This window comes from Ovoidimarina sediminis, from assembly GCF_032586175.1.
Taxonomy (GTDB): domain Bacteria; phylum Pseudomonadota; class Alphaproteobacteria; order Rhodobacterales; family Rhodobacteraceae; genus Ovoidimarina; species Ovoidimarina sediminis.
The window spans coordinates 60,629-84,878 of the sequence record NZ_JAWHTE010000003.1; the positions used below are offsets into that span (position 1 = coordinate 60,629).

25 protein-coding genes are annotated in these 24,250 nt (G+C 68.0%); 10 read left to right on the forward strand and 15 right to left on the reverse strand.

Going from position 1 to position 24,250, the window contains the following annotated elements:
* Window positions 1–174 precede the first annotated feature (174 nt).
* Window positions 175–999, forward strand: a complete 825-nt coding sequence (locus RXV90_RS04835) for a c-type cytochrome (protein ID WP_316647256.1) — start codon at window positions 175–177, stop codon at window positions 997–999.
* A gap of 99 nt (window positions 1,000–1,098) precedes the next feature.
* Here RXV90_RS04835 and RXV90_RS04840 read toward each other — a convergent pair whose 3' ends face one another.
* The 6 genes from RXV90_RS04840 to rpiA all read right to left on the reverse strand — a co-directional run bounded on the left by RXV90_RS04840 (window position 1,099) and on the right by rpiA (window position 5,790).
* Complete coding sequence (locus tag RXV90_RS04840) at window positions 1,099–1,293, reverse strand: DUF2065 domain-containing protein (protein ID WP_316647257.1); 195 nt, start codon at window positions 1,291–1,293, stop codon at window positions 1,099–1,101.
* Window positions 1,294–1,296: 3 nt separating this feature from the next.
* Window positions 1,297–2,301 (reverse strand): protease modulator HflC, encoded by a 1,005-nt coding sequence (hflC, locus tag RXV90_RS04845; protein WP_316647258.1) that lies wholly within the window; start codon window positions 2,299–2,301, stop codon window positions 1,297–1,299.
* A 1-nt stretch (window position 2,302) separates the two neighbouring features.
* Window positions 2,303–3,322 (reverse strand): FtsH protease activity modulator HflK, encoded by a 1,020-nt coding sequence (hflK, locus tag RXV90_RS04850; RefSeq protein ID WP_316647259.1) that lies wholly within the window; start codon window positions 3,320–3,322, stop codon window positions 2,303–2,305.
* On the reverse strand, window positions 3,319–3,444 hold the full coding sequence (locus RXV90_RS04855) for a hypothetical protein (RefSeq protein ID WP_316647260.1): 126 nt from the start codon (window positions 3,442–3,444) through the stop codon (window positions 3,319–3,321). Before RXV90_RS04855 ends, hflK begins: the two co-directional genes overlap by 4 nt.
* 80 nt (window positions 3,445–3,524) lie before the next feature.
* The gene (locus tag RXV90_RS04860; RefSeq protein ID WP_316647261.1) at window positions 3,525–4,997 is read right to left on the reverse strand and encodes an FAD-dependent oxidoreductase; all 1,473 of its coding nucleotides are present in this window, start codon (window positions 4,995–4,997) and stop codon (window positions 3,525–3,527) included.
* 4 nt (window positions 4,998–5,001) lie between these two features.
* Window positions 5,002–5,790, reverse strand: a complete 789-nt coding sequence (gene rpiA / locus RXV90_RS04865; protein WP_316647262.1) for a ribose-5-phosphate isomerase RpiA — start codon at window positions 5,788–5,790, stop codon at window positions 5,002–5,004.
* A gap of 118 nt (window positions 5,791–5,908) precedes the next feature.
* Between rpiA and RXV90_RS04870 the strand changes: the two genes are divergently transcribed.
* Window positions 5,909–6,685, forward strand: a complete 777-nt coding sequence (locus RXV90_RS04870) for a methyltransferase domain-containing protein (RefSeq protein WP_316647263.1) — start codon at window positions 5,909–5,911, stop codon at window positions 6,683–6,685.
* 2 nt (window positions 6,686–6,687) lie between these two features.
* Here the strand turns inward: RXV90_RS04870 and RXV90_RS04875 are convergent, their stop codons facing one another.
* On the reverse strand, window positions 6,688–7,026 hold the full coding sequence (locus RXV90_RS04875; RefSeq protein WP_316647265.1) for a hypothetical protein: 339 nt from the start codon (window positions 7,024–7,026) through the stop codon (window positions 6,688–6,690).
* Between the two features lie 185 nt (window positions 7,027–7,211).
* On the opposite strand from RXV90_RS04875, the gene RXV90_RS04880 reads away from it, so the two are divergent.
* Window positions 7,212–8,585 (forward strand): L-serine ammonia-lyase, encoded by a 1,374-nt coding sequence (locus RXV90_RS04880; protein ID WP_316647266.1) that lies wholly within the window; start codon window positions 7,212–7,214, stop codon window positions 8,583–8,585.
* A 6-nt stretch (window positions 8,586–8,591) separates the two neighbouring features.
* On the opposite strand, the gene RXV90_RS04885 is transcribed toward RXV90_RS04880, so the two are convergent.
* Window positions 8,592–9,551 (reverse strand): LysR family transcriptional regulator, encoded by a 960-nt coding sequence (locus tag RXV90_RS04885; RefSeq protein WP_316647267.1) that lies wholly within the window; start codon window positions 9,549–9,551, stop codon window positions 8,592–8,594.
* A gap of 122 nt (window positions 9,552–9,673) precedes the next feature.
* On the opposite strand from RXV90_RS04885, the gene RXV90_RS04890 reads away from it, so the two are divergent.
* Window positions 9,674–9,994, forward strand: coding sequence for a hypothetical protein (locus tag RXV90_RS04890; RefSeq protein ID WP_316647268.1), 321 nt, complete (start codon window positions 9,674–9,676; stop codon window positions 9,992–9,994).
* A 93-nt stretch (window positions 9,995–10,087) separates the two neighbouring features.
* Here the strand turns inward: RXV90_RS04890 and ggt are convergent, their stop codons facing one another.
* On the reverse strand, window positions 10,088–11,905 hold the full coding sequence (gene ggt / locus RXV90_RS04895; protein ID WP_316647269.1) for a gamma-glutamyltransferase: 1,818 nt from the start codon (window positions 11,903–11,905) through the stop codon (window positions 10,088–10,090).
* 143 nt (window positions 11,906–12,048) lie between these two features.
* Here ggt and RXV90_RS04900 point away from each other — a divergent pair, with 143 nt between their 5' ends.
* Window positions 12,049–12,654: a nicotinate-nucleotide adenylyltransferase gene (locus tag RXV90_RS04900; protein ID WP_316647270.1), complete on the forward strand. Its 606-nt coding sequence runs from the start codon at window positions 12,049–12,051 to the stop codon at window positions 12,652–12,654.
* 6 nt (window positions 12,655–12,660) lie between these two features.
* Here RXV90_RS04900 and RXV90_RS04905 read toward each other — a convergent pair whose 3' ends face one another.
* The gene (locus RXV90_RS04905; RefSeq protein ID WP_316647271.1) at window positions 12,661–13,524 is read right to left on the reverse strand and encodes a DMT family transporter; all 864 of its coding nucleotides are present in this window, start codon (window positions 13,522–13,524) and stop codon (window positions 12,661–12,663) included.
* A gap of 58 nt (window positions 13,525–13,582) precedes the next feature.
* Between RXV90_RS04905 and dacB the strand changes: the two genes are divergently transcribed.
* Together dacB and RXV90_RS04915 are read left to right on the forward strand one after the other, a co-directional pair.
* Window positions 13,583–15,058 carry a D-alanyl-D-alanine carboxypeptidase/D-alanyl-D-alanine endopeptidase gene (gene dacB, locus RXV90_RS04910; protein WP_316647272.1) on the forward strand — a complete coding sequence of 492 codons (1,476 nt, stop codon included), beginning with the start codon at window positions 13,583–13,585 and terminating at the stop codon, window positions 15,056–15,058.
* A 31-nt stretch (window positions 15,059–15,089) separates the two neighbouring features.
* Window positions 15,090–16,022 carry a DMT family transporter gene (locus RXV90_RS04915; protein ID WP_316647273.1) on the forward strand — a complete coding sequence of 311 codons (933 nt, stop codon included), beginning with the start codon at window positions 15,090–15,092 and terminating at the stop codon, window positions 16,020–16,022.
* On the opposite strand, the gene RXV90_RS04920 is transcribed toward RXV90_RS04915, so the two are convergent.
* Entirely contained in the window at window positions 15,949–16,623 is a 675-nt protein-coding gene (locus RXV90_RS04920; RefSeq protein ID WP_316647274.1) for a thiamine diphosphokinase, read from the reverse strand. The two genes, RXV90_RS04915 and RXV90_RS04920, sit on opposite strands and share 74 nt — an antisense overlap.
* A gap of 148 nt (window positions 16,624–16,771) precedes the next feature.
* Between RXV90_RS04920 and RXV90_RS04925 the strand changes: the two genes are divergently transcribed.
* Window positions 16,772–19,177, forward strand: a complete 2,406-nt coding sequence (locus RXV90_RS04925) for a hypothetical protein (protein ID WP_316647275.1) — start codon at window positions 16,772–16,774, stop codon at window positions 19,175–19,177.
* Between the two features lie 142 nt (window positions 19,178–19,319).
* On the opposite strand, the gene RXV90_RS04930 is transcribed toward RXV90_RS04925, so the two are convergent.
* The 4 genes from RXV90_RS04930 to RXV90_RS04945 all read right to left on the reverse strand — a co-directional run bounded on the left by RXV90_RS04930 (window position 19,320) and on the right by RXV90_RS04945 (window position 21,869).
* The gene (locus RXV90_RS04930) at window positions 19,320–19,640 is read right to left on the reverse strand and encodes a hypothetical protein (RefSeq protein WP_316647276.1); all 321 of its coding nucleotides are present in this window, start codon (window positions 19,638–19,640) and stop codon (window positions 19,320–19,322) included.
* A 177-nt stretch (window positions 19,641–19,817) separates the two neighbouring features.
* Window positions 19,818–20,084, reverse strand: a complete 267-nt coding sequence (locus tag RXV90_RS04935; protein ID WP_316647277.1) for a hypothetical protein — start codon at window positions 20,082–20,084, stop codon at window positions 19,818–19,820.
* 237 nt (window positions 20,085–20,321) lie between these two features.
* Entirely contained in the window at window positions 20,322–20,552 is a 231-nt protein-coding gene (locus RXV90_RS04940) for a DUF2842 domain-containing protein (RefSeq protein ID WP_316647279.1), read from the reverse strand.
* A 24-nt stretch (window positions 20,553–20,576) separates the two neighbouring features.
* The gene (locus RXV90_RS04945) at window positions 20,577–21,869 is read right to left on the reverse strand and encodes an adenylosuccinate synthase (protein ID WP_316647280.1); all 1,293 of its coding nucleotides are present in this window, start codon (window positions 21,867–21,869) and stop codon (window positions 20,577–20,579) included.
* Between the two features lie 163 nt (window positions 21,870–22,032).
* Between RXV90_RS04945 and secG the strand changes: the two genes are divergently transcribed.
* Window positions 22,033–22,392, forward strand: a complete 360-nt coding sequence (gene secG / locus RXV90_RS04950; protein ID WP_316647281.1) for a preprotein translocase subunit SecG — start codon at window positions 22,033–22,035, stop codon at window positions 22,390–22,392.
* Window positions 22,393–22,590: 198 nt separating this feature from the next.
* On the forward strand, window positions 22,591–24,234 hold the full coding sequence (locus RXV90_RS04955; RefSeq protein WP_316647282.1) for a CTP synthase: 1,644 nt from the start codon (window positions 22,591–22,593) through the stop codon (window positions 24,232–24,234).
* Window positions 24,235–24,250 lie beyond the last annotated feature (16 nt).

Consider the following 24,250-nt stretch of genomic DNA (forward strand, 5'->3'; position numbering starts at 1 on the left):
TGTGAGCGTAGCACGGTTTTTGTTGCATCGCATGTCGCAGTTCATTGCGCGGCCCGTGCCCGGCGCCCGATCCTGCGGGCGGCCGGCGGATGCGCAGAAAAAGATCCATGCGCCCCGCTTCGTGCTAGAGTGATCGAACGTCACACACAAAAACACGATGACGACGAGGGACATATGAAGAGAATACTGATCGCGGCAGGGCTTGCCGCGGCAATGGCCGGGCTGCCGGCCGGGGCCGAAACACCGCTCGAACGCGGCGCATATCTGGTCGAGGGCCCGGCGGGCTGCGGCAACTGCCATTCGCCGAAGGGCCCCGATGCGGCGCCCCTGAGCGGCTGGGTGCTGGTCGATGCCGGGCTCGAGATCCCGGCCCACAACATCACCCCCGGCGGCCGCGTCGGCCAGTGGAGCGATGCGGAACTCGCCCGCGCGATTCGCGAAGGCATCCGGCCCGACGGCTCGGTGATCGGGCCGCCCATGCCGATCCACGGCTACCGGCATCTCTCCGACGGCGATCTCGCGGCGATCGTGGCCTATCTGCGCAGCGTCCCGGCGGTGGAGACGGAATTCACGCCCGCCGTCTATCCCTTCCCGCTGCCGCCCAACTGGGGCCCGCCGGTCGACAGCGTGGCAGAGGTGCCGCGCGGGCGCACGGTGGAATACGGCGCCTATCTCGCCGGGCCCGTGGCCCATTGCACCGAATGCCATTCGCTCTTGCCGGGCAAGGGCCCGGACTGGGAGAACAATTTCGGCGGCGGCGGTTACGAATTCGAGGGGCCCTGGGGCATCTCGGTCGCGGCCAACATCACCAACGGCCCGGACGGGCTCGCCGGCTATTCGGATGCCGAGATCGCGGCGATGATCACCGAAGGCCGCCGGCCCGACGGGTCCGAGATGCTGCCGCCCATGCCCTATCACCACTTCGCCCGGATGACCGAAGACGATGTGGCCGCGTTGATCCTCTACTTGCGGACAGTGCCGCCGCTCGAAGGCAACTGACCGGCCCCTGCGGGGCCCCTTTTGGGGCTCCGCCCCGCCGCCCGTGCCGGGCGGCCCCCCGGAGTATTTTTGCCAAAATGAAGGGGGGGACGGCGGCGGTCAGATACCGGCCTGCCGCGCCAGCCAGACGAGAAGGACGCCCAGCGCCACCGCGGCAAGGCCAAGCAGGCGGCGGGCCTCGGGCGGCACCTGCTTCAGCGCCTCAAGCGCCTCTTCCAGACGCGAAGGGGCCAGTGCGAACACCAGCCCCTCGATCACGAGGACCAGACCCGCGCCAAGCAGGATCCAGCCCATGGCTTACTGGCTGACGACCGGCGCGTCGCCAGCATCCGATGCGTCGGAACCGCCGGTGCCTTCGGTCACCTCCGCCTCTGCCGGCGCCTCGGCGCCCGACCCCGCGGTCACCGACCGCGCCCGGCGGGCCGCCGAATTCGCACCAGAGCCCCCGAAGAAATCGAAGAACTCGCTGTCGGGCGTGATCACCAGGGTGGAATTCTCGCCCAGAAGCGCGCGCTCATAGGCCGTCATCGAGCGGTAGAACTCGAAGAAATCCGGGTCCGAGGTAAAGGCTTCGGCGAAAATGCTGTTCCGTTCCGCATCCGCCTCACCGCGGATGATCTCGCTTTCCCGACGCGCTTCGGAGACAAGCTCCACCACCGTCCGGTCGGCCTGGGCGCGCACCCGCTGGGCCGCTTCCTCGCCGCGCGCGATCTCGTCCGCCGCCTCGCGTTCGCGTTCCGCGCGCATCCGCGCGAAGGTGGCGTCGAGGTTCTGTTCGGGAAGGTTCGTCTGCTTCAGCCGCACGTCCACCACGTCGAGGCCCAGCGCCCGCGCACGGGCCTGGCTCTGGTTGCGGATCCGGATCATCAGTTCGGCCCGGTCCTGCGACAGGATCGTGTTCGAGGTCACGCCTTCCGCACCCAGAACCGCCCGGGTCTGGGTGGTCAGGATCGAGGCCAGACGGTCTTCCGCCGCGCGGATGCCCAGGGCACCCACCGCTTGCCGGAACTGCACGACATCGGCGATCCGGTAGCGCGCGAAAGCATCCACCACAAGCCGCCGGTCATCCGACGGGGTGACTTCGATCGGCGGCGTGTCAAGCGACAGGATCCGGTCGTCATAGCGCACGACCTCCTGGATGAGCGGGATCTTGAAGCCAAGCCCCGGCTCTTCCTTCACCTGCTTGATCTGTCCGAATTGCAGCACCAGCGCCTTTTCGCGTTCGTCGACGATGAAGATCGACGACAGCGCCACGGCGACGAGCACCACGAGAACGGGGATGATATAGCCTGCACGTTTCATGTCAGTTCGCTCCCGAGGACGGCTGCGACCGGCGCAGCTCGTTCAGAGGCAGATAGGGCACGACGCCCTGCCCCGATCCGCCGCCGGCATTTTCGTCGAGGATGATCTTGTCGACCGACCCCAGCACACGCTCCAGCGTTTCAAGGTAAAGACGCTTCCGCGTCACGTCCGGCGCCTGTTCGTATTCGGCCAGAACCGCCAGGAAGCGCGAGGCCTCACCCTGGGCTTCGTTCACCACCTGGGCGCGATAGCCCTCGGCCTCTTCCAGAACCTGCGCCGCCTCACCGCGGGCGCCCGCGAGCACCCGGTTGGCATAGGCATCCGCCTGGCGTTCCAGCCGGTCGCGTTCCTGTTCCGCCGCCTGCACCTCGCGGAAGGCGTCGATCACCGCCGAAGGCGGGTCGGCCTTGTCGAGGTTCACCCGGACGATGTTGATGCCTGAATCGTACCCGTCAAGCGTGGTCTGGATCAGGTCGAACGCATCCTGTTCGATCTGGCCCCGGTCGCGGTTCAGGATCGGCGCGAGTTCCGACTGCGCGATGATCTCGCGCATCGCCGATTCCGACACGGCGCGCACGGTCTGCGGCCCGTCGCGCAGGTTGAACAGGTATTTCGCCGGGTCGGAAATGTTCCACACCACCTGGAAATCGATGTCGACGATGTTCTCGTCGGTCGTCAGCATCAGCCCGTCGCCGCCGCGGCCTCCGGCGCGCGACACGCCGATATCCTCGGATTGTTCGCGCGTGACCGGCAGAACCTCGTAGGTGACGACCGGCCAGGGCGCGAAGTTGAGGCCCGGGTTCCCGATCGAACTGAACTCGCCCAGGAACAGTTCGACCGACTGTTCTTCCGGCCGGACGGTGTAGAAGGACGAAAACGCCCAGACGCCGACCGCCGCGATCACCCCCAGAACCACCGTGCCCTTGGAAAAGCCCGGGCCGCCCGATCCGCCGCCCGGCCCGTTCGGCCGGCCGCCGCGGCCGCCCATCAGAACCTTGAGCTGCTCCTGCCCCTTCTTCACGATCTCGTCGATTTCAGGGATCTGCGGGCCGTCTCCACCGGGCCTGCGCCCGCCTCCGCCACGGCGATCGTCGTCGCCGCCTCCGCCGCCGCCGCGAGGGCCGCCGCCCCAGGGTCCGCCATTATTTCCGGCCATATGGGTGTCTTTCCTTTTCGGGTCGGATCATCGTTTGGTGTGCTACCTGTGTGCTTCCGCGCTATTTTCAAGCGGTGCGCATCGGGGTCTTCATCGTTACCAGCTCTTCCGAAATCGTCGGGTGAACGGCAACCGTCCTGTCAAAGTCCTCTTTCGTTGCCCCCATCTTAACGGCAATTCCGGCGAGCTGGATCATTTCTCCGGCACCGGGCGCGACGATCTGGCATCCCAGCACCTTCTGCGAGGCCTGCGAAACGATCAGCTTCATCAGAACACGGTCCGGGCGTCCTGCGAAGGCGGATCGCATGGGGCGGAACGAGGTGCAATAGATTTCGACCGGTTCCTGCTCGCGCGCCTGCTCCTCCGTCATCCCCACGGTGCCAAGCTCGGGCTGGGTGAAGACGGCCGAGGCCACAAGTTCGTGATCGGGCGCGGTGGGGTTGTTCTTGAACACGGTTTCGGTGAAGGCCATCCCCTCGCGGATCGCGACAGGGGTCAGCTGGATCCGGTCGGTCACGTCGCCGATCGCATAGATCGAGGGCACCGCGGTCTGCGAATACGCGTCGACCTCGATCGCCCCGCGCCGGTTCACCTTCACGCCGACATCCTGAAGCCCCATGCCTTCCGTGTTCGGCGTCCGGCCGGTGGCGAACAGCACCTGGTCATAAACGTCCTGCTGCCCGTTCGTGCCCTTCACCCAGATCGGCCCGGCCTCGCCCGGCCGGTGCGCCCCGCCCTCTCTCCGGGCCAGGGGCGAGGCGGCGCCTTTCAGCGCCTGGCTCATCGCCGCGTCGCTCGCGGTCGGAACCGGGCCCTCCCAGCGATCTTCGGCCCGCGCCATCTCGACGATATTGGTGCCGAGATGCAGGTTGATCCCCCGCTCGCGCATGGCTTCCGCGACAAGGCCGCGTGCCTCGTCGTCGAAGCCGCGCAGGATCTGCGCGCCCCGGTAATACTGCGTCACCTCGACGCCCAGCCCGTTCAGGATGCAGGCGAATTCGCAGGCGATATACCCGCCCCCGATGATCAGGATCGATTTCGGCAGGGTCTTCAGCCCGAAGATGTCGTCCGACACGATGCCAAGATCCGAACAGGCGATATCGGGCCGCACGGGGCGCCCGCCGGTTGCCACGAGGATGGTCTTGGCCGTCACCGTCGTGCCATCGGCCAGCGCCACCTCCTGCGGGCCGGTCACCCTGGCGCGGCTGTCATGGATCGTGACATCGGATTGCTTCAGAAGGCTGCGATACACCTCTTCCAGCCGGTCAAGCTCGCCCTTCAGGTGGGTCTGAAACCGCTTCCAGTCGAATTCCCCGGGCTCGGCCGACCAGCCGTAATCCCGCGCAAGCGCCGCCTCGGCCCCGAATTCCGACGCGAACACCATCAGCTTCTTCGGCACGCAGCCCCGGATCACGCAGGTGCCGCCCATCCGGCTTTCTTCCGCCACGGCGACCTTCGCGCCCGTCGCCGCCGCCGTCCGCGCCGCCCGCACCCCGCCCGAGCCGCCGCCAATCACGAAAAGATCGAAATCGAATGCCATGGCCTCAGTCCGACAGGTCGCTGAACAGGTTCTCGGTATCCACGAACTCGATCACGCTTTCCTCGGTCGTGCCCTTGGTGATGTCCTTCACCTCGACCCGCCCGTCGCCATGGCCGATCACCACCACATCGCAGATATCGATGAACAGGCCGTTCTCGACGACGCCGGGGATCTGGTTGATCACGATCCCGAACTGCCGCGCATTGCCGATCCGGCCCAGGTGCAGGTCGAGGATATAGTTCCCCTCGTCGGTCACGAAGGGCGCGTCGCCGTTCATCCGGATCGTCGAACTGTCGCCAAGAACGTCGAGCGAGGCGAGCGTCTCCTCGATCAGCGCCTTCGTCGTCTGCCAGCCGAACGGCACCACCTCGACCGGAAGCGGGAAGGCGCCCAGCGTCTCCACCTGCTTCGTCTTGTCCGCGATCACGATCATCTGGTCCGATGCCGTGGCGACGATCTTCTCCTGCAGAAGCGCCCCGCCCCCGCCCTTGATCAGGTTCAGTTCCGCGTCGAACTCGTCCGCTCCGTCGATCGTCACGTCAAGCCACTTGGCCTCGTCCAGCGTCGTCACCTTGATCCCCACCTGCCGCGCAAGCTCGGCGGTGCGGGTCGAGGTCGGCACGCCGACGATGTCCAGCCCGTCATCCCGCACCATCTCGCCCAGGCTCCGCACCAGCCAGGCCGCCGTCGATCCCGTGCCCAGCCCGACGCGCATGCCCGACTCCACGTAATCGCAGGCCCGTTTGGCCGCGACGAATTTTGCTGTATCGATGGGGGACAGGGGCTTGGTCATCAGGTCGGCTCCGCGTTGGTCGCGCCGGTTATAGGGAAAGCCCCGGCTGAGGGCGAGTGCACAAATGCAGCTTCTGGGATGTGCAGAAGCGCAGATCCGGCACAACGGAGGGACAGTCATGATCGAATTCGACGCGGAAACCGCCGCGATCCTCGAACGCGCCTATCGCGGCCGCGATTTCGTGCGCCGCCGCCACGCCAATATCGCGGCGCTTCAGCCCACGCCGGGAGCGCGGCTCCTCGATATCGGCTGCGGCACCGGGCTCATGCTGGCCGAGCTCTCGGGCGCGGTCGGGCCCGACGGCCACGTCACCGGCATCGACCTCAGCGAGGACATGCTGGAAAGGGCGCGCGCCACCTGCGAAGGTCTCCCGAACGTCACCACCCGGATCGCCGCGGCCGACGCCCTGCCGTTCGACGACGCAACCTTCGACGGCATCGTCTCGGTCCAGGTCTTCGAATACCTCGGCGATCTCTCCCCCGCGCTGGCCGAATGCCGCCGCGTGCTGAAACCGGGCGGGCGGCTGGTGATCGGGGATATGCATTTCGACACGCTCGCCTGGCACTCCGACAGCCCCGCCCGCATGCAGGCGATGGTCGACGCCTGGGACGGCCATTTCGCCGACCGCGCGGTGCCCGCGGGCCTCCTCCCCCGCCTGCGCGACGCAGGCCTCCGCCATGTCGAAAGCCGCCCCGTCACCTTCGTCGATACCGAAGGCCGGCCCGACGGGCTCGCCCGCATGATGTCGATCCTGATGCCCGCCTTCGCCCGCAGCCGGAACGCGATGCCGGAAGAGGAGATCGCGGCCTGGGAAGCCGAACAGGCCCGCCTCGTCGCATCGGGCGGCTACTTCTTCTGCTTCACCCACGTGATCACGGTGGCCGAGGCGATCTGATCTCACCCGCCGATGGGCGGCAGCACCTCGGTCAGGATCGGGCTCGAATAGGCCGGAAGCTCGGGCGCCATCAGAACGGCGAAGATCATCGCCGCCACCACCAGAAGCGACAGGCCGAGCCCCTGAAACACCGGCCCGCCCACCGACAGAACCCGCGCGCCCGTCTCCCGCGCCGCCCGGCGCTTGCGCCACAGCGCCCAGCCCAGAAGCATCGCACAGGCCCCCGGCGGGCTGATCCCGCAGACGATCGCCGCCGCCCCGTAGACGGCCAGGTTCAGCCCGGCATCGGCCCGGCTCTCGCTCGTCATGCGGGGAAGAAAGCGCGCTATGGCGTGGGTCATGGATGCGCGTCCTGCTTCGAAACCCGCCACCCTCCGCCGTCTTCGCGCAGGATCATGGCAGGATTGTGACGGCCCGAACGGCGGCGAAAGCGTCGCTTTCAGGCTGGACTGTCGCTAGGATCGGCCCCACATCACGCGAACAGCGCGCCGGGGCGGTACACAGGCGATACACAGGCGATACACACATGTTTCTGTCGGTTTTCGAGATGTTCAAGGTGGGGATCGGGCCGTCGTCGTCCCACACCATGGGGCCCATGGTGGCCGCCGCGCGCTTTCTCGATACCTTGCGCGCCTCGCCTTTCACGCCCGCCGGGCTCCGGGCGCGGCTCCACGGGTCGCTCGCCTTCACCGGCATCGGCCACGCCACCGACCGCGCTGTGATTCTCGGGCTCGCGGGCTTCCGCCCCGACGATTACGACGCCGAAGCAGGCGAACGCGCGCTGGACGAGATCCGCGACACGCATCGCATTGCCCCCTCCGGCCTGCCCGACCTGGCCTTCGACCCGAAGGAAGACGTGGCCTTCGATTTCGGCCCGCCGCTTCCGGGCCATGCGAATGGCATGGTGATCGAGGCGCTCGATGCCCAGGGCGACGTGATCCTGTCGGAAACCTACTATTCCGTCGGCGGCGGCTTCGTGATGACGGAGGCCGAGCTGTCTGCGGGTCGCAACACCGATGACGCCCCCCCCGTCCCCTACCCGTTCAAATCGGCGGTCGAGATGCTCGAGATGTGCGAAACCACGGGTCGCACCATCGCCGAACTGAAGCGCGAAAACGAACTGTCGCGGATCACCGAGGGCGCGCTCGACGCCGGCCTCGCCCGGATCTGGCAGGTGATGTCGGCCTGCATCGACCGGGGGCTCGAAACCGGCGGCACGCTGCCCGGCGGACTCAACGTCCGCCGCCGCGCACCGGGCATCCACCAGGCGCTTCTGGCCGAACGCGGCAAGAACCTCACCCCGCCCCACACGATCAACGACTGGATCAGCGTCTACGCCATGGCGGTGAACGAGGAAAACGCCGCCGGCGGCCAGGTCGTCACCGCGCCCACCAACGGCGCGGCGGGCGTGGTGCCGGCCACGATCCGCTACTGGCTCGATCACGTGCCCGACGCGAAACCCTCGCGGGTGGGCGAATTCCTTCTCACCGCCGCCGCCATCGCGGGGCTCGTGAAGCACAACGCCTCGATCTCGGGCGCCGAATGCGGCTGCCAGGCCGAGGTCGGCTCCGCCTCCGCCATGGCCGCGGCGGGGCTCGCGGCGGTGATGGGCGGCACACCGGAACAGGTGGAAAACGCCGCCGAGATCGCACTCGAACACCACCTCGGGATGACATGCGACCCGGTGAAGGGCCTCGTCCAGGTGCCCTGCATCGAACGCAACGGGCTCGGCGCGATCAAGGCGGTCTCGGCCGCCTCGCTCTCGCTCAGGGGTGACGGCACCCATCTCGTGCCGTTCGATGCCTGCATCGAAACCATGCGCCAGACCGGCGCGGATATGAGCGAGCGCTACAAGGAAACCTCGCTCGGCGGGCTCGCGGTCAACATCCCGAACTGCTGACCGCGCTCAGCCCGCGGGGCGCAGATCGGTGCCCCCCGGCTGCGGCCGCCGCCCGGCCCAGAGATCGGCCTCCCGCCCCAGCGCCTCGTAGAAATGGCTCATCAGCGCTCGCACCCGCCGCGTGCCGCGCAGGTCGGGATGGGTCAGCACCCAAAGCTCCATGTCAAGTTCCCGGACCGGCCCGGTGGCCCGCACCAGCCGGATGTCGGCATCGCCCACGTAGCAAGGCAGGAAGGCAAGGCCGAGCCCCATGGCACAGGCATTCTGCACCGCCCGCGAGGCGCGGCACTGGAACACCGCGCGCGCCGCCCCCTCCTCCGGCGTGGGCCAGAAAAGCGGCGCCAGCCAGGCGGCCGTGCCCTCGATCAGGCAAAGGCGGTGCGCCGCGAAGGGCTGCCCCGCCGTCGCCTCCAGGTAAGCCGGCGTGGCATAGAAGGCGAAGCGGAAATCCCCGATCCGGCGCCCGAAACTCGCCTCGGGCGGGGCCTTCGTCGCCCGGATCGCCACCTCCGCCTCGCGCCGGTTCAGGTCGACCGCCCCGTGCCCCGGCGACAGATCGACCTGGATCTCGGGATAGGCCGCACAGAAGGACGCGATGATCCCCGGCGCGTGCTCTTCGGCGAAGGCCTCCGGGCAGGTCACCCGCACCCGGCCCCGAAGCGCGGTGTCCCGGCCCAGGATCTCGCGGCCCAGCGCCAGAACCTCCGCCTCGATCCGCTCGGCGTGTTCCATCGCCACCCGCCCCGCATCGGTCATCACATATCCCTTGCGGAACCGGTCGAAGAAGCGCACGCCGGTCTTCTCCTCGACCGCGTTGATCCGCCGGAAGACGGTGCTGTGGGTCTGGCCAAGCCGCCGCGCGGCGCCCGACAGGCTTTCCGCCCGGCAGATCGCGAGGATCAGCGAAAGATCGTTCCATTCCAGCGTTTCCGCCGGCGTCGCGGGTTGGCTCTGTCCATGCGCCATGGGCGGAGCCTGGCCTCATCTGTCCGTTTTTGCAAACTCAGATCGCGAAATCGCCGAATTTCCTTGCGCATCCGGTCATTGCATCCTGCCCTCAGACGGCAACACAAACCGGAGCAAGACCCATGATCATCCAGTTCGTCCAGTTCGAAACCGCCCTGTCCCATGACGATGCCATCGCCGCCTGCCATGACCGTTTCGCCGCCTACGAGGCCTTCCCGGGCCTGATCCAGAAATACTACCTGAAGCTTTCGAAGCCGAACCATTACGGCGGCATCATGGTCTGGGAAACGCCCGAGGCGCTCGCCCGCTTCCGCGACAGCGATCTGGCGAAGACGATCGCCTCGGCCTACGAGGTCGTCGGCGCGCCGGAGATCGACCTCCACGAGGTCATGTTCACCCTTCGCGGCACGGGCGCCCCGAAGCAGGCCGAACACGCGGGCTGAGACCCCGGGCCATGAGTATTTTCGCCAAAATGAAGAACACCCTTCATTTTGGCGGAAAATACTCCCGCCGGAGGCTTGAAAGTTTCCGGCCCCTCAGTCGCCCAGCGCGATCCCCTCGCGGCGGCTGTCCGCGCCGCCCAGAAGGCCCGCCTCCGTCACCGCGATGGCATGGAGCCCCGAGGTCAGCCCCCGCACCGAGGTTTCGAACCCCATCTCCTGCAAGGGCGCCTCGAGCGCCGTGGCGCTCGTGCCTTCTTCCAGGTCATAGGTCCCGAACCGGTTCACCAGATGCGGCAGGTCGACCGCGGCCTGCACGTCAAGCCCCCAGTCCAGATGCCCGATGATCGTCTTCGTCACATAACCGATGATCCGGCTCCCCCCGGGCGAGCCCACGACCAGAACCGGCGCCCCGTCCTTCAGCACGATCGTCGGCGACATCGACGAGCGCGGCCGCTTGCCGGGTTCCACCCGGTTCGCGATCGGCCATCCGTCCGCATGGGTGCGGAAGGAAAAGTCGGTCAGCTCGTTGTTCAGAAGAAACCCGTTCGTCATCAGCCGCGAGCCGAAGCCATTCTCGATCGTCGTGGTCATCGACAGCGCGTTGCCCGCCGCATCGACGATGGAGATATGCGAGGTCGAGGGAAGCTCGATCGACGCATCCGCGCCCCAAAGCAGCGCGTGATCGTATTCGGGCGTGCCCGCCGCGACCTCGGGCAGGGCGTCGTCGCCCGACAGAAGCGCCCCGCGTTCGGCCAGATAGGCCGGGTCCACCAGCCCCTCCGTCGGCACCGGCACGAAATCGCTGTCGGCCATGTAGCGGCCCCGGTCGGCGAAGGCGAGGCGCGAGGCATCGCCGATCAGCCGCCAGGCCTCCGCGCTCTCCGCGCCGAGCGTGGCCAGGTCATACCCCCCGAGCATCCCCAGGATCTGCCCCACGGTCAGCGCCCCCGACGATGGCGGGCCCATGCCGCAGACGTCATGGGCGCGGTATTCGACGCAGACGGCGGGGCGCTCCACCACCCGGTAAACCGCCAGATCGGTTTCCGACAACACGCCCGGATTGTCCTCCGCCCCGCGCACGGTCGAGACGATGTCCTGCGCGATGGCGCCGCTATAGATCGCCTCCGCCCCTTCGTCGCGCATCCGCCGCAGCACGGCGGCATAGGGCTTGTTCACCAGCGTCGCGCCTTCCTGAAGGGGCTCGCCACCGGGGAAGAAATAGGCCTCTGTCGCGGAATAGCGGCGCAGCCGTTCCTCTCCCTCGGCCACCAGCGCGGCCAAGCGGCCCGACACGGTGAACCCGTCCTCGGCATGGGCGATCGCCTCGTCGAAGAGGCCCGACCAGTCGAGCGTTCCCCAGCGCTCATGCGCCGCCTCCATCAGCGCGGGCGTGCCGGGTGTGCCGACCGACCGGCCGCCCACCACCGCATCCCAGAACCCCATCGGTTCGCCATCCGCGGTCTGGAACAGCCGCGGCGTCGCCGCCAGCGGCGCGGTCTCGCGGCCGTCCAGCGTCGTGACGCTGCCCGTCGCCGCATCGTACCACACAAGGAAGGCCCCGCCGCCCAGGCCGGACGATTGCGGCTCGACAAGCCCCAGCACCGCCTGCACGGCCACCATCGCATCCGCCGCGCTGCCGCCTTCGGCCAGAACGCGCGCCCCGGCCTCCACCGCCAGCGGGTTCGCGGCGGCCACCATCCAGGTGGCCCCCGTCGCGGGCGTGCCCGCGGCCTTCGCCGCCAGCGCGGCCTTCGCGCCCTCGCCCAGCCCCTCGAAGGCGGGCGGCAGATCGCCAAGCTCGGTCTCGGGCGCCACCGCATCGGTCGATTGCTGGGCGGCCGCGGGCCCCAATGTCAGGCCGAGAAGAACGCATGCGGCAATGGCGGTGGTCTGTCGAAGATGGGCAGGCATGGGAAAGCCCCTTTCATATCGTCTGATGCAATCCGATCACTCTGGGCCGAGCCCCGTGAGTCGCACAAGGTCCATCGCCCCCCGCGTTGCAGCGCGCCCCGGCTTCTGTCAGACACCGGATCGGGGAGTTTCTCGGGGGCGCCATGGACAGAGCCAACCTTCCTCGGGCACGGCCGGGCATGGCCGTGGGCCTTCTGGGCGGGTCGTTCGACCCGGCCCATGGCGGGCACGCGCATATCACCCGCGAGGCGCTGAAGCGCTTCGGGCTCGATCGCGTGTGGTGGCTCGTCACCCCCGGCAACCCGCTGAAGCCGGTGCAGCCCGCGCCACTGGCGCGCCGCATGGCCGCCGCCCGCACGGTGATGCGCCACCCCCAGGTCGAGATCACCGATATCGAGGCGCGGATCGGCACCCGCTACACCGCCGAAACGCTCGACCGGCTGTTCCAGCTCTATCCCGGCGTCCGCTTCGTCTGGCTGATGGGGGCCGACAACTTCGCCTCCCTGCACCGCTGGGACCGCTGGCGCTGGATCATGGAAAACATCCCCGTCTGCATCCTCGCCCGGCCCGGTCAGCGGGTCTCGGCGCGCATGTCGGTGGCGGCGGGGCGCTATGAACGTTACCGGCTCCGGGGCCGCGAGGCGCCACGCCTCGTCCTCGCCGATCCGCCCGCCTGGTGCTTCGTCAACGTGCCGATGGACAACACCTCTTCCACCGAGATCCGCGCCCGCGGCGACTGGGCGCGCTAGCCCGCCTCAGCGCCGCAGCACGAGCGAGGCGAACCCGCTTCCCATCAGAAGAAGAAGCCCCGTCAGCGTCAGCGCATCGGGCACATCCCCGAAGATCAGCACGCCGTAAAGCGTCGCGAAGACAAGCTGGAAGTAGATGAACGGCGCCAGCCGCGTCGCGGGCGCCATCCGGTAGGCGAGGATCAGAAGCAGGTTCCCCCCCATCGAGGCCGCCGCGCTCCAGACGATCAGCCCGGCGGTGGCGGCATCGATCGGCGGCCAGGCGGCCAGCCCGAAAGGCAGCGTCAGCACCGCGCCCCCCACAAGCTGCGTCAGCAGAAGCGACCGCGGCGGCGCGGCCTCCCTCAGCCAGCGGCTCGCGGTCAGGTATGAGCCGTAGAACAGCCCCGCCAGCACCGCGAAGCCCAGCCCCGGCGTCATACCGAACCCGGGCCGCACCACCAGAAGAACGCCCGCGAACCCCACCGCCACCAGAAGGCTCCGCGCCAGCGTCACCCGCTCGCCCAGCAACAGCGCCGACAGGATATAGCTCACGATCGGCCCCACGAAGAACGCCCCGAACACGTTCGGCAACGGCTCCGTCCGAAGCGCGGTCAGGATCGACACGATCCCCCCCGCAATCAGCCCGGCCCTCAGCCACAGCCGCCAGTCGGTGTAATAGGCCCGGCTGTGGTGATGCGGCCCGAGGAACGGCAGCACCAGAAGCACCCCCAGCGCGAAACGCGACCATGCCACGAAAAGCGGGGAAACCTCCCGCCCTTCGACCAGAAGCTTGCCTGCGCTGTCGCCGAACGGCACGAGCGACATGCCCAGGATCAGGATCAGCGCCGCCCGCAACATCGCCGCATGTAGGATCGCGGTCACGATCATGTCAATTCTATCAACGGCATGCTTGCCGCGTGGCCGCGCGCGCTGTTTACTCCGCGCCATGAGCAGTAAACCGTCGCGACGCAGCGTGCTGTCGGGGCTTGCGGCCCTTGCCGCAACCGGGCCGGCTTTTGCCGAGGCGCCGCTGGCGTCCCTCCGCCCCCTGGCACGCGGCACCGTTCCCGAACCGCCGCCGCCCCCCGAACCGGCCCCCGCGATCGATCTGGTCCGCAAGGCGGGCCTCGGCGGCGCGGTCGGCTATCTCGTGGTCAACGCACGCACGGGCGAGGTGGTCGAGGAACTGAACCCCGATCTGCGCCTGCCCCCCGCCAGCGTCGCGAAGGCGGCGACGGCCTATTACGCGCTGTCCCGCCTCGGCGCGGCGCACCGCTTCGAAACCCGGCTGCTCGCCACGGGGCCGGTCGAGGGCGGCCGCCTCAAGGGCGATCTCGTCCTCCAGGGCGGCGGCGATCCGATCCTCGACAGCGATGCGCTGGGCGAAATGGCCGCCGCGCTCAAGGCCCAGGGCATCTTCGAGGTGACGGGGCGCTTCCGCGTCGATCCCTCCGCCCTGCCCTATGTGCCGGAAATCGACGCCGAACAGCCCGAACAGGTGGGCTACAACCCGGCGATCGACGGGTTGAACCTCAACTTCAACCGCGTGCATTTCAAATGGAAGCGCGCGGGCGGCCGCTACGAGGTGTCGATGCAGGCCCGCGCCCGCCGCTACAGCCCCGAAACCGCGGTGGCGAAGATGACGGTCGAGGATCGGCCCGGCCCCGTCTTCACCTACGAGGATAACGGCAACATCGACTACTGGACGGTCGCGCGCCAGCATCTCGGCAACGAGGGCGCGCGCTGGCTCCCCGTCTCAAGGCCCGCCGATTACACGGCGGATGTGTTCCAGACGCTCGCCCGCTCCCACGGCATCGTGCTCGACCGCGGCAAGGATGTGCATGGCGCGACCGGCACGCCGCTTCTCACCCATGTCAGCCCGCAACTGCACGAGATGCTGGGCGGCATGCTGCGCTATTCCACCAACCTCACGGCAGAGGCGATCGGGCTCACCGCGACCCACGCCTCGGGCACCCGGCCCTCCAGCCTGATCCGCTCGGCGCGCGAAATGAACCTCTGGTACAACCGCGCGCTCGGCTGCCACTCCACCGGCTTCGTCGATCACTCGGGGCTCGGCTACGGCTCGCGCGTCAGCGCGCGCGACATGGTCACGCTCCTTCAGGCCGCGCGCCGCGGCGCGCTTCTGCCGAAGCTGATGAAATCCTTCAACGCGGGCGACGACGCCATCGCGGTGAAGGCCAAGACCGGCACGCTCAATTTCGTCTCCGCCCTCGCGGGCTATATCGATGCGCCGGGCAAGCCGCCGCTCACCTTCGCGATCTTCACCGCCGACATGCCGCGCCGCGACGCCATCAGGATCGAGGAACGCGAACGCCCGCCGGGCGCGCGCGGCTGGGCGAACCGCTCCCGCGGGCTGCAGAAACAGCTGATCCGCCGCTGGGCCGAACGCGCCCACGCTTGACGCGGCGCCGCCCGCGCCGTTCATAGGCCGGATGCAGACCGATCGCCCCACCCTCGGCATCGCCCTGATGCTGGGCTTTTGCGTCGTTGCCCCCTTCGCCGACAGCCTGGCCAAGCTCATCGGCGATCGCGTGCCGATCCTTCAGCTTCTCGTCGCGCGCTTCGGCATCCAGGCCTTCCTCCTCTACCCCCTCGCCCGCCGCGCGGGTCAGCCGCTCTGGTGGACGCCCCGGATCAACCGCCTGGTCTGGGCGCGCACCGCGCTGCACATCCTCGGGATCGGCATGATGTTCCTCGCCCTGCGCTACCTGCCGCTCGCCGATGCCATCGCCATCGCCTTCGTCATGCCCTTCATCCTGCTCTTCCTGGGCTGGTGGCTGCTTCGCGAAACCGTGGGCGGGCGCCGGATCGGCGCGGCACTGGTCGGCTTCATCGGCACGCTGATGGTGATCCAGCCGAGTTTCGAGGCGGTGGGCGCCCCCGCCCTCCTGCCCCTCGGCGTGGCGGTCGTCTTCGCGCTTTTCATGCTCGTCACCCGCCGCATCGCCCGCGCCACCGATCCGATCGCGATGCAGGCCACCAGCGGGCTGATGGCGCTTGCCCTCCTCCTGCCGCCGGCGCTTCTCCTCGCCCCCTTCGGCGTGCCGGAGCTGGGCTTCGTCGAACCGCCCGTCACGGTCGCGGGGCTCCTCGTCGCCCTCGGCGTGCTGGGCACGCTCGGCCACCTCCTGATGACGTGGAGCCTCCGCTTCGCCCCCGCCAGCACGCTCGCGCCCATGCAATACCTCGAAATCCCCGTGGCCGCGGTCTTCGGCTGGCTGATCTTCTCCGATTTCCCGAACGGCCTCGCCCTCACCGGCATCTGCGTGACGGTGGCGGCCGGGCTCTATGTCATCGAGCGCGAACGCCGCGCGGCGCGGCGGACAGCCCCGCCATCGCCGCCGCCAGCTCCGCCCGCGGTATGATCGCCAGCATCGCGTCGCCCTCGAACTCCAGCTGCACCGGGCCGGTCGCGGCATTCGACGTGCCGATCCGGCCCCCCGGCGCGAAATCGATCCCGTCGATCGGCCAGCGCAAACCCTCCGATCGCCCGCGCACCGGGCCCATCGGAAACAGCGACACCCGGTCCCCCGGCGCAAGACCGAGGCTCAGCCGCCGGGGCACCCGGAACACGATGTCGTCGCTTCCGATCACGATGCAGCGCGCGGTCACATGCCGCGCCAGCGCACTGTAGACGGCCAGTTCGTGATCGATCCGCGCGCCCGTGAACCCCAGCGCGAGAATCAGCGGCGCGGTGATCCGCGACAGGCACTTCTCGAAATCCGTGCTGTCCTGCTCGGTCACGTGCAGAAGCCGGTCCTTCGGCAGGCTTTCGCCGGTCGAATGTGGCAGAGAGTCGAAATCCCCGATCACCAGATCGGGCACCCGCCCCGCCTCCAGCGCCGTGGCCGCCCCACCATCGGCGGCGACCAGCCCGGGGGCGATGTTCAGAATTTCTTTGATATCACCGGGATATACCGGGCCAGCACCCAGAAGTGTCACTGGAAAATCGGAGTGAAAGGCCATGTTCCGCACGTGTTGATTTGTGCTCGTTCTGGAAACAGAGCAATATCAATCCCCGAATAAATCCACCGAATTGCCACAGTCTGTTCCTATTCTTCAGTCATGGCACGGTAAACAGGTTCTTGCTGGATCGGGGGAGAAAGCGAAGACGATGGTTGGCGCGAGCAAAATTCTTACCGTCTCTTACGGGACGTTTTCGTGCACGCTCGAGGGGTTCGACGACCCGTTTTCGACGATGCGTGGCATCGCCGAGTATTTCCGCGATCTGGCGGCGGATGACCGCTATTTCGGGGCCGAGCCGCCCACACCGGATGCCGAGATGCTGCACCGCATCGCCCAGGCCGAGGTGGAACGCCGGGTGGAAGCCCGCGTCAGCGACGAAGGCATCGTCCTGCGCCAGGTGGAAAAACAGCCCGATCCCCAGCCCGCGCCCAGCGCCAAACAACCCGCGCCAGAGGCCTATGCCGACGACGACGACAACATGTTCGCCGATCTGGGCGACGCCGATGACGAGGCCGAAGCCACCAGCGCGGCCTTCGCATCCCCGGCCCGCGACAGCTCGGTCGCCGCGAAGCTAAGCCGCATCCGCGCGGTCGTCTCCGGCAATGCCGAGGCGCAGAAAGCCGAATTCTCCGGTCCGATCGAAGACGCCTTCGCCGATATCGGCGAAGACGAAGACGACAACCTGGCCCGCGCGCTCGCCGATGACATCGGCGCCGAACCGGGCGCATCGGAAACTGCCGAGGTGGCGGCCGAAGCCGAACCGGTGCCCGCGCCGGAACCGGAACTCGAACCCGAACCCGAAGCCGAGGCCGAACCGGTCGCGGCGGCGGAACCGGAACACGGCGCGCCCGTGGCCGAAGCGGCCCCGGAAGAAACGCCCCTGGAAGAAACGCCCCTGGCCGAAACGCCCGCCGAACCCGCGCCCTATGCCGGCCCCTTCGGCGAAACCCCGATCGATCCCTACGCGGCCGCCCCGGCAGCGCCCGCTGCAGTGCAACCGGCGGCCTACGAGATGCCCGCCTATGACATGCCGGCAGCCGCCGAAAGCGATCTGACCCACGCCGCCGACATGTCCGCCGCGACCGAGGCCGAGGAAGCCGCCGATCTGATGGCGCTCGACGGCATGGGCGCCGCCGCGCAGGACGAGGCCGAAACCCTCGCCACTGCAGAAGAAGAGGCCAACCTCTGGGCCGAACCGGCGGATGCCTTCGCCCCCGTGTCGGAAGACGCGGCCGGGGATGACGCCGACGACGATCCGGCCTTCGGCGCCGAACTCTCGGCCGCAGACGAAGACGACGACGACGACGGCCCCCGGCTCGACGACGAAAAGCTCGGCCTCGCCGCCCGGATCATCCAGCTGAAGCGCGCCGCCATGGGCGACGACACCGCGATCCACGCGGCGGAGGACGAGGATGACGACGAGGATCTCGACGACATCCGCACCCCCGTCGCCCGCGACATCACGCTGATGGATGACGACGAATTCGACAGCGTCTTCGCCGAAGCGGACGACGCGGACGACGATGATACCGGCATGGCCGCGTCCGAAGACGATCTCGACGACGATTTCGACGCCGAGGACGACGACGACGACGACGACAGCAACAAGTTGGAGGCCGGGCTCGATATCGATTTCGACCTCGACGATCCCTACGCCCCCGAAGAACCCGCCGCCGCCACGCCGGACGAGGCCGTCGAAGACGACGACATGGCCGCAACCCCGGCGGCCCAGGGCCGCGACGGGCTTGCCGCGATGATCGCCGAGGCCGTTACCGGCCGTGACGACGACGCGGACGAGGACGAGGACGAGGACGATGCCGACGACGCGCCCGAGGGCGACGGCGCCCAGCGCCTCGCCACCTTCGAGCCCGAGAAAACCGGCGAAGCGGCCTTCGACCGCATCCTCGAACAGACGAACTCGCGCATGGACGACAGCGAAGGCAACCGCCGCCGCTCCGCCATCGCGCATCTGAAGGCGGCGGTGGCCGCGACCAAGGCCGACCGGCTGATGAAGCGCAAGCGCCAGCCCGAGGAAGAGGCGGCGGAAGAGCAAAGCCAGTATCGCGACGATCTCGCGCAGGTGGTCCGCCCCCGCCGGGCCGAGGCGGGCGACGACGCGACGCGCGACGCGCGCCCCGAAATCGCCGAAGCGCCCTCGCCGCTGGTGCTGGTCTCCGAACAGCGCGTCGATGCCGACGATATCGCCCCGCGCCGCGTGTCCAGCGAAACGATCGACCCCGAGCTCGAGGCCGAGGCCAATGGCGGCTTCCGCGCCTTCGCCGAAAAGATGGGCGCGACCGAACTGCCGGATCTTCTGGAAGCGGCGGCGGCCTATTCGGCCTTCGTCGAGGGCCAGCGCGAATTCTCGCGGCCCCAGCTGATGCGCCGCGTCGCCCATGTCGAACCGGGCGGCGAAGGCTTCACCCGCGAGGCGGGCCTGCGCTCCTTCGGCCAGCTTCTGCGCCAGGGCAAGATCCAGAAACTGAAGCGCGGGCAGTTCACGATCACCGAAGACACCCGCTTCAACCCCGAAGCACGGATCGCCGGCGAATAACGCCCGGGCGACGCGGGACAGTTCCGAACGGCGGCCTCAAGGGGCCGCCGTTTTTCTGTGGCATCCCGGCGCGCGATGCGCCCCCGGAACGAAAAAGGGCCGGCAGTGGCCGACCCGAAATCGCTACACGTCGGGGGCTCGGTCAGAACATGCCCTCAAGCATGTCGTCCGAACCGTCCTCCTCTTCCGCCTCGCCACCGAAGGCCGCGGCCTCCATCGCGACAAGCGGCAGACCGGTCTCCTCCGAAATCCCGTCCTGGGCCGACCCCTGGGTCGGGTTCTGGTCGGACCGGCCCGCAACCGCGGCGTCGAAGTTGTGGCGGTCGGCGGCCGTATCCCCGGGGTCGTTGTTGGCCTGGTGTCCCGCACCGTGCCCATGCCACTGCGTCGTGAACCCGGCCGGTCCGTTCGCATCGGGCGGCGCAAAGACGGGTGTGGCGAAGACAAAAATCGGATTGGTCATGGTACCTCCTGGCAGCTGCCTTGTGTCGTGCCCCGGATCGCGGGTAGGTCGGAATCAGGGCGGAATTGCGGCAGGGGTGCCCCGGTTCGGCGGGATTCTGCCCATCTCCGGCGTCGACGCGGGGCTCCGCCCCGCACCCCGGAGTATTTTCGCCAAAATGAAGGGGGTGGTCAGCCGCTACCTGAGCAGGCCCGTTGCAAAGGCGCCGACCGGATTCAGTGCAGCGGCCACCACGTTCAGGATATCGGAGTGGTCGGAAAGCTCCTTCAAGGCCGACAGACAGTCCTTAACCGGCAGATCGTTCAGACGCCCGGCGAGAGCCGTGAAACAGCGGCACCCCTCGATATCGCTGGCAAGGCCCGCCTTGACGGGAGGCTCATCGGGAAAAGAAACCGCCCGGCCCCTTCCGAAGCGCCATGCCAAGGCTGTTACACGCCGCGACATCCCGCTGCGACGAGGTGTCATGCCGGTCCCATTCCGCTCAGCGATCGCGAAACCGGGCCAGGGCCGCAGTGTCTAATTTCGCAGGCAATTGCGGTTTCCCTTTATCCGGCCCCGCCGGTCACAGCACGTGCATGAACTCCAGATCCCGCTCGCCGGGCCGCCACCCCCATATCTCGACCGGTTCAAACGCATCGTTCCGGAACGCCATGAACAGCCGGGATCGGGGTGTGAGGGGGCCTAGCGCTCTTCCGGCGGCGCGTCCGGGTCGGGCTGGCCCACCCCCCTGAACACCGCCTTCAGCGGAAAGGCCCAGACGACGCCCAGGATCACGTAGACGGCAAGCTCCACCCAAAGCGGCGGCCGGTCGAACAGCGCGATCACGTTCACCGCCACCACGATGTAAAGCGGCAGGCCGATCACCAGGATGAAAAGCGCCCAGCGCCGCCGGGCCTTGTAGCTGAGCGCCATCCGCGCCCTCCCTTGCGGGTTCCGTCAGTCCGCGAACGGATCGGTCACGAGGATCGTATCCTCCCGCTCGGGCGAGGTGGAGAGTAGGGCGACGGGGCAGCGGATCAACTCCTCGATCCGGCGCACGTACTTGATCGCCTCGCCGGGCAGATCGGCCCAGCTGCGCGCCCCCGCCGTGCTGTCGGACCAGCCCGTCATCGTCTCGTAGACGGGCGTGACCCGCGCCTGCTGGTCGGCGGCGGTCGGCAGGTGATCGAGCATCCGCCCGTCCAGCTCGTAGCCGGTGCAGATCTTCAGCTCCTCGAACCCGTCGAGCACGTCAAGCTTCGTCAGCGCGATCCCGTTCACGCCCGATGTGGCGCAGGTCTGGCGCACCAGCACCGCGTCGAACCAGCCACAGCGGCGCTTGCGGCCCGTCGTGGTGCCGAATTCGTGGCCCCGTTCGCCCAGCCGCTGGCCGTCCTCGTCGAAAAGCTCGGTCGGAAACGGCCCTTCGCCCACCCGCGTGGTATAGGCCTTCACGATCCCCAGCACGAAATCGATCGATCCGGGGCCGATGCCCGTACCCGTGGCCGCCTGGCCCGCGATCACGTTCGACGAGGTCACGAAGGGATAGGTGCCGAAATCGATATCCAGAAGCGCGCCCTGCGCCCCTTCGAACAGGATGCGGCGGCCCTCGCTCTTCTTCTCGTTCAGAACCTTCCAGACCGGCGCGGCATAGGGCAGGATCTTGGGCGCAACCTCGCTCAGCGCGGCGATCAGCCCGTCGCGATCCACCTCCGGCAGGCCAAGGCCCCGCCTCAGCGCCCCGTGATGGATCAGAAGCCGGTCAACCCGGGTGGCCAGCGTCGCGGGATCGGCCAGATCGGCCACCCGCACCACGCGCCGGCCCACCTTGTCTTCGTAGGCCGGGCCGATGCCCCGGCCCGTGGTGCCGATCTTCGCCACCGAATTCTGGCTTTCGCGCGCCCGGTCCAGCTCGCCATGCAGGGGCAGGATGAGGGGCGTGTTCTCGGCGATCATCAGCGTCTCGGGCGTGATCTCCACCCCCTGCGCGCGGATCGTCTCGATCTCGGTCACCAGGTGCCAGGGATCCAGCACCACGCCATTGCCGATCACCGAAAGCTTGCCGCCCCGCACGACGCCCGAGGGCAGCGCGTGAAGCTTGAACACCTCGCCGTCGATCACCAGCGTATGGCCGGCATTGTGCCCGCCCTGGAAGCGCGCGATCACATCCGCCCGCTCGCTCAGCCAGTCGACGATCTTTCCCTTGCCCTCGTCGCCCCACTGGGCGCCGACAACCACGACATTTGCCATGCTGTCCCCTTCCACAGACCGGCGCCTCCTATAGCGAGGCCTGACGGCGGTGGAAAGCGGGTTGCGACAGCACCACGCGGCGCGGGTCTTCCGCAAAGGGTTGCGGGGGCGGGCGGGAGGGAATAGATAGCCCGCTGTCACAATCCGAAGGCCACCCGCCCCGATGCAAAACGTCGTTCTGATCGTCCACCTCCTGCTCGCGCTCTGCCTGATCGCGGCGGTGCTCCTGCAGCGTTCCGAAGGCGGCGGGCTGGGCATGGGCGGCGGCGGCGGCGGGATCTCCGCCAGAAGCGGGATGACGGGCCTTCACAAGCTCACCTGGGGCTTCGCCATCGCCTTCATCGCGACATCGCTGATGCTCACGGTCTTCGCGGCGCAAAACGCCTCCGACAGTTCGGTGATCGACCGGCTCGGCATCCCCGCGGGATCGGCCGATGACGGCAGCGGCCTTCTGCCCCCGGCCGAAAGCCTTCTGCCCCCGTCCACCGACAGCGATCCGCTCGCACCGCCCCCGGTCGAGTAACGCAAGCCCCCGAATTGCTGAGGTATCGCGATACCTTGCGCGGCCCTCCCCCGCGTCCCACAGCATATTGCGCATCAAGGGTTCCCATCCCTCCGCGAATCCGGTAGTTCTTGAATCCCGTGGGAGGCGCAAAGTCCGGGCATGAACCCGGGCAGGCAAACGTCTCTCCGACAAGGTTCGGGCACGGGGTTCAGGCACATGGCGCGTTTCATTTTCATCACCGGCGGTGTGGTCTCCTCGCTTGGCAAGGGCCTCGCCTCGGCGGCGCTCGGCGCGCTTCTCCAGGCGCGCGGCTATTCGGTGCGGCTCAGAAAGCTCGATCCCTATCTGAACGTCGATCCCGGCACGATGAGCCCGTTTGAACATGGCGAGGTCTTCGTCACCGATGACGGGGCCGAAACCGATCTCGACCTCGGCCATTACGAACGCTTCACAGGGGTCCATGCCCGCGGCACCGACAGCGTGTCTTCGGGGCGGATCTATTCGACGGTGCTCGAAAAGGAACGCCGCGGCGATTACCTCGGCAAGACGATCCAGGTGATTCCCCACGTCACCAACGAGATCAAGGATTTCCTCTCGATCGGCGAGGACGAGGTCGATTTCATGCTCTGCGAGATCGGCGGCACCGTCGGCGATATCGAGGGCCTGCCCTTCTTCGAGGCGATCCGCCAGTTCGCCCAGGAAAAGCCGCGCGGCCAGTGCATCTTCATGCACCTCACGCTCCTGCCCTGGATCGCCGCTTCCGGCGAACTGAAAACCAAGCCCACCCAGCACTCGGTCAAGGAACTGCGCTCCATCGGCATCGCCCCCGACGTGCTCGTCTGCCGCTCCGACAAGCCCATTCCCGACAAGGAACGCGAAAAGATCGCGCTTTTCTGCAACGTCCGGAAGGAAGACGTGATCGCGGCGCCCGATCTGAAATCGATCTACGAGGCCCCGCTCGCCTATCACCGCGAAGGGCTCGACCAGGCGGTGCTCGATGCCTTCAGCATCAGCCCGGCCCCGAAACCCAACCTCGATCGCTGGCTCGACGTGCAGGACCGGCTCGAACATGCCGAAGGCGAGGTCAAGGTCGCCATCGTCGGCAAGTACACCCAGCTTGAAGACGCCTACAAATCCATCGCCGAGGCGCTCACCCATGGCGGGCTCGCCAACCGCGTCCGCGTCAAGGCCGAATGGATCGACGCGGAAATCTTCGAACGCGAGGATCCCGCCCCCTGGCTCGAAGGCTTCCACGCCATCCTCGTGCCCGGCGGCTTCGGCGAACGCGGCACCGAAGGCAAGATCCGCGCCGCCGAATTCGCCCGCACCCGCAAGATCCCCTATCTCGGGATCTGCCTCGGCATGCAGATGGCGGTGATCGAGGCCGCGCGAAACCTCGCCGGGCTCGACAAGGCGGGGTCCGAGGAATTCGATCACGAAGCCGGCAAGAAGCGCTTCGAACCGGTCGTCTACCACCTCAAGGAATGGGTGAAGGGCAACCACGCGGTCAGGCGCAAGGTCGATGACGACAAGGGCGGCACCATGCGCCTCGGCGCCTATACCGCGAACCTCGCGGAAGGCTCGAAGGTCGCCAGGGTCTACGGCGAAACGGTGATCGAGGAACGCCACCGCCACCGCTACGAGGTCGATATCAAGTATCGCGAACGGCTCGAGGCCAAGGGCCTCTGCTTCTCGGGCATGTCCCCCGACGGGCGGCTGCCGGAAATCGTCGAGGTGAAGGATCACCCCTGGTTCATCGGCGTCCAGTTCCACCCCGAACTCAAGTCGAAACCCTTCGCCCCCCATCCCCTCTTCGCCGATTTCGTGCGGGCCGCGAAAGACGTCTCGCGCCTCGTCTGACCGGGGGGGCCGCCCC

Bases quoted from the DNA above. Each gene is read 5' to 3' on its own strand.
- RXV90_RS04835 (WP_316647256.1), top strand. From the start codon at position 175: ATGAAGAGAATACTGATCGCGGCAGGGCTTGCCGCGGCAATGGCCGGG.
- RXV90_RS04920 (WP_316647274.1), bottom strand. From the start codon at position 16,623: ATGGCCTTTCACTCCGATTTTCCAGTGACACTTCTGGGTGCTGGCCCG.
- hflC (WP_316647258.1), bottom strand. From the start codon at position 2,301: ATGAAACGTGCAGGCTATATCATCCCCGTTCTCGTGGTGCTCGTCGCC.
- dacB (WP_316647272.1), top strand. From the start codon at position 13,583: ATGAGCAGTAAACCGTCGCGACGCAGCGTGCTGTCGGGGCTTGCGGCC.
- ggt (WP_316647269.1), bottom strand. From the start codon at position 11,905: ATGCCTGCCCATCTTCGACAGACCACCGCCATTGCCGCATGCGTTCTT.
- RXV90_RS04955 (WP_316647282.1), top strand. From the start codon at position 22,591: ATGGCGCGTTTCATTTTCATCACCGGCGGTGTGGTCTCCTCGCTTGGC.
- RXV90_RS04860 (WP_316647261.1), bottom strand. From the start codon at position 4,997: ATGGCATTCGATTTCGATCTTTTCGTGATTGGCGGCGGCTCGGGCGGG.
- secG (WP_316647281.1), top strand. From the start codon at position 22,033: ATGCAAAACGTCGTTCTGATCGTCCACCTCCTGCTCGCGCTCTGCCTG.
- RXV90_RS04930 (WP_316647276.1), bottom strand. From the start codon at position 19,640: ATGACCAATCCGATTTTTGTCTTCGCCACACCCGTCTTTGCGCCGCCC.
- RXV90_RS04925 (WP_316647275.1), top strand. From the start codon at position 16,772: ATGGTTGGCGCGAGCAAAATTCTTACCGTCTCTTACGGGACGTTTTCG.
- RXV90_RS04880 (WP_316647266.1), top strand. From the start codon at position 7,212: ATGTTTCTGTCGGTTTTCGAGATGTTCAAGGTGGGGATCGGGCCGTCG.
- RXV90_RS04915 (WP_316647273.1), top strand. From the start codon at position 15,090: ATGCAGACCGATCGCCCCACCCTCGGCATCGCCCTGATGCTGGGCTTT.
- RXV90_RS04935 (WP_316647277.1), bottom strand. From the start codon at position 20,084: ATGTCGCGGCGTGTAACAGCCTTGGCATGGCGCTTCGGAAGGGGCCGG.
- RXV90_RS04875 (WP_316647265.1), bottom strand. From the start codon at position 7,026: ATGACCCACGCCATAGCGCGCTTTCTTCCCCGCATGACGAGCGAGAGC.
- RXV90_RS04870 (WP_316647263.1), top strand. From the start codon at position 5,909: ATGATCGAATTCGACGCGGAAACCGCCGCGATCCTCGAACGCGCCTAT.
- rpiA (WP_316647262.1), bottom strand. From the start codon at position 5,790: ATGACCAAGCCCCTGTCCCCCATCGATACAGCAAAATTCGTCGCGGCC.
- RXV90_RS04945 (WP_316647280.1), bottom strand. From the start codon at position 21,869: ATGGCAAATGTCGTGGTTGTCGGCGCCCAGTGGGGCGACGAGGGCAAG.
- RXV90_RS04900 (WP_316647270.1), top strand. From the start codon at position 12,049: ATGGACAGAGCCAACCTTCCTCGGGCACGGCCGGGCATGGCCGTGGGC.
- RXV90_RS04885 (WP_316647267.1), bottom strand. From the start codon at position 9,551: ATGGCGCATGGACAGAGCCAACCCGCGACGCCGGCGGAAACGCTGGAA.
- RXV90_RS04890 (WP_316647268.1), top strand. From the start codon at position 9,674: ATGATCATCCAGTTCGTCCAGTTCGAAACCGCCCTGTCCCATGACGAT.
- RXV90_RS04840 (WP_316647257.1), bottom strand. From the start codon at position 1,293: ATGGGCTGGATCCTGCTTGGCGCGGGTCTGGTCCTCGTGATCGAGGGG.
- RXV90_RS04940 (WP_316647279.1), bottom strand. From the start codon at position 20,552: ATGGCGCTCAGCTACAAGGCCCGGCGGCGCTGGGCGCTTTTCATCCTG.
- RXV90_RS04855 (WP_316647260.1), bottom strand. From the start codon at position 3,444: ATGGCGGACCCTGGGGCGGCGGCCCTCGCGGCGGCGGCGGAGGCGGCG.
- RXV90_RS04905 (WP_316647271.1), bottom strand. From the start codon at position 13,524: ATGATCGTGACCGCGATCCTACATGCGGCGATGTTGCGGGCGGCGCTG.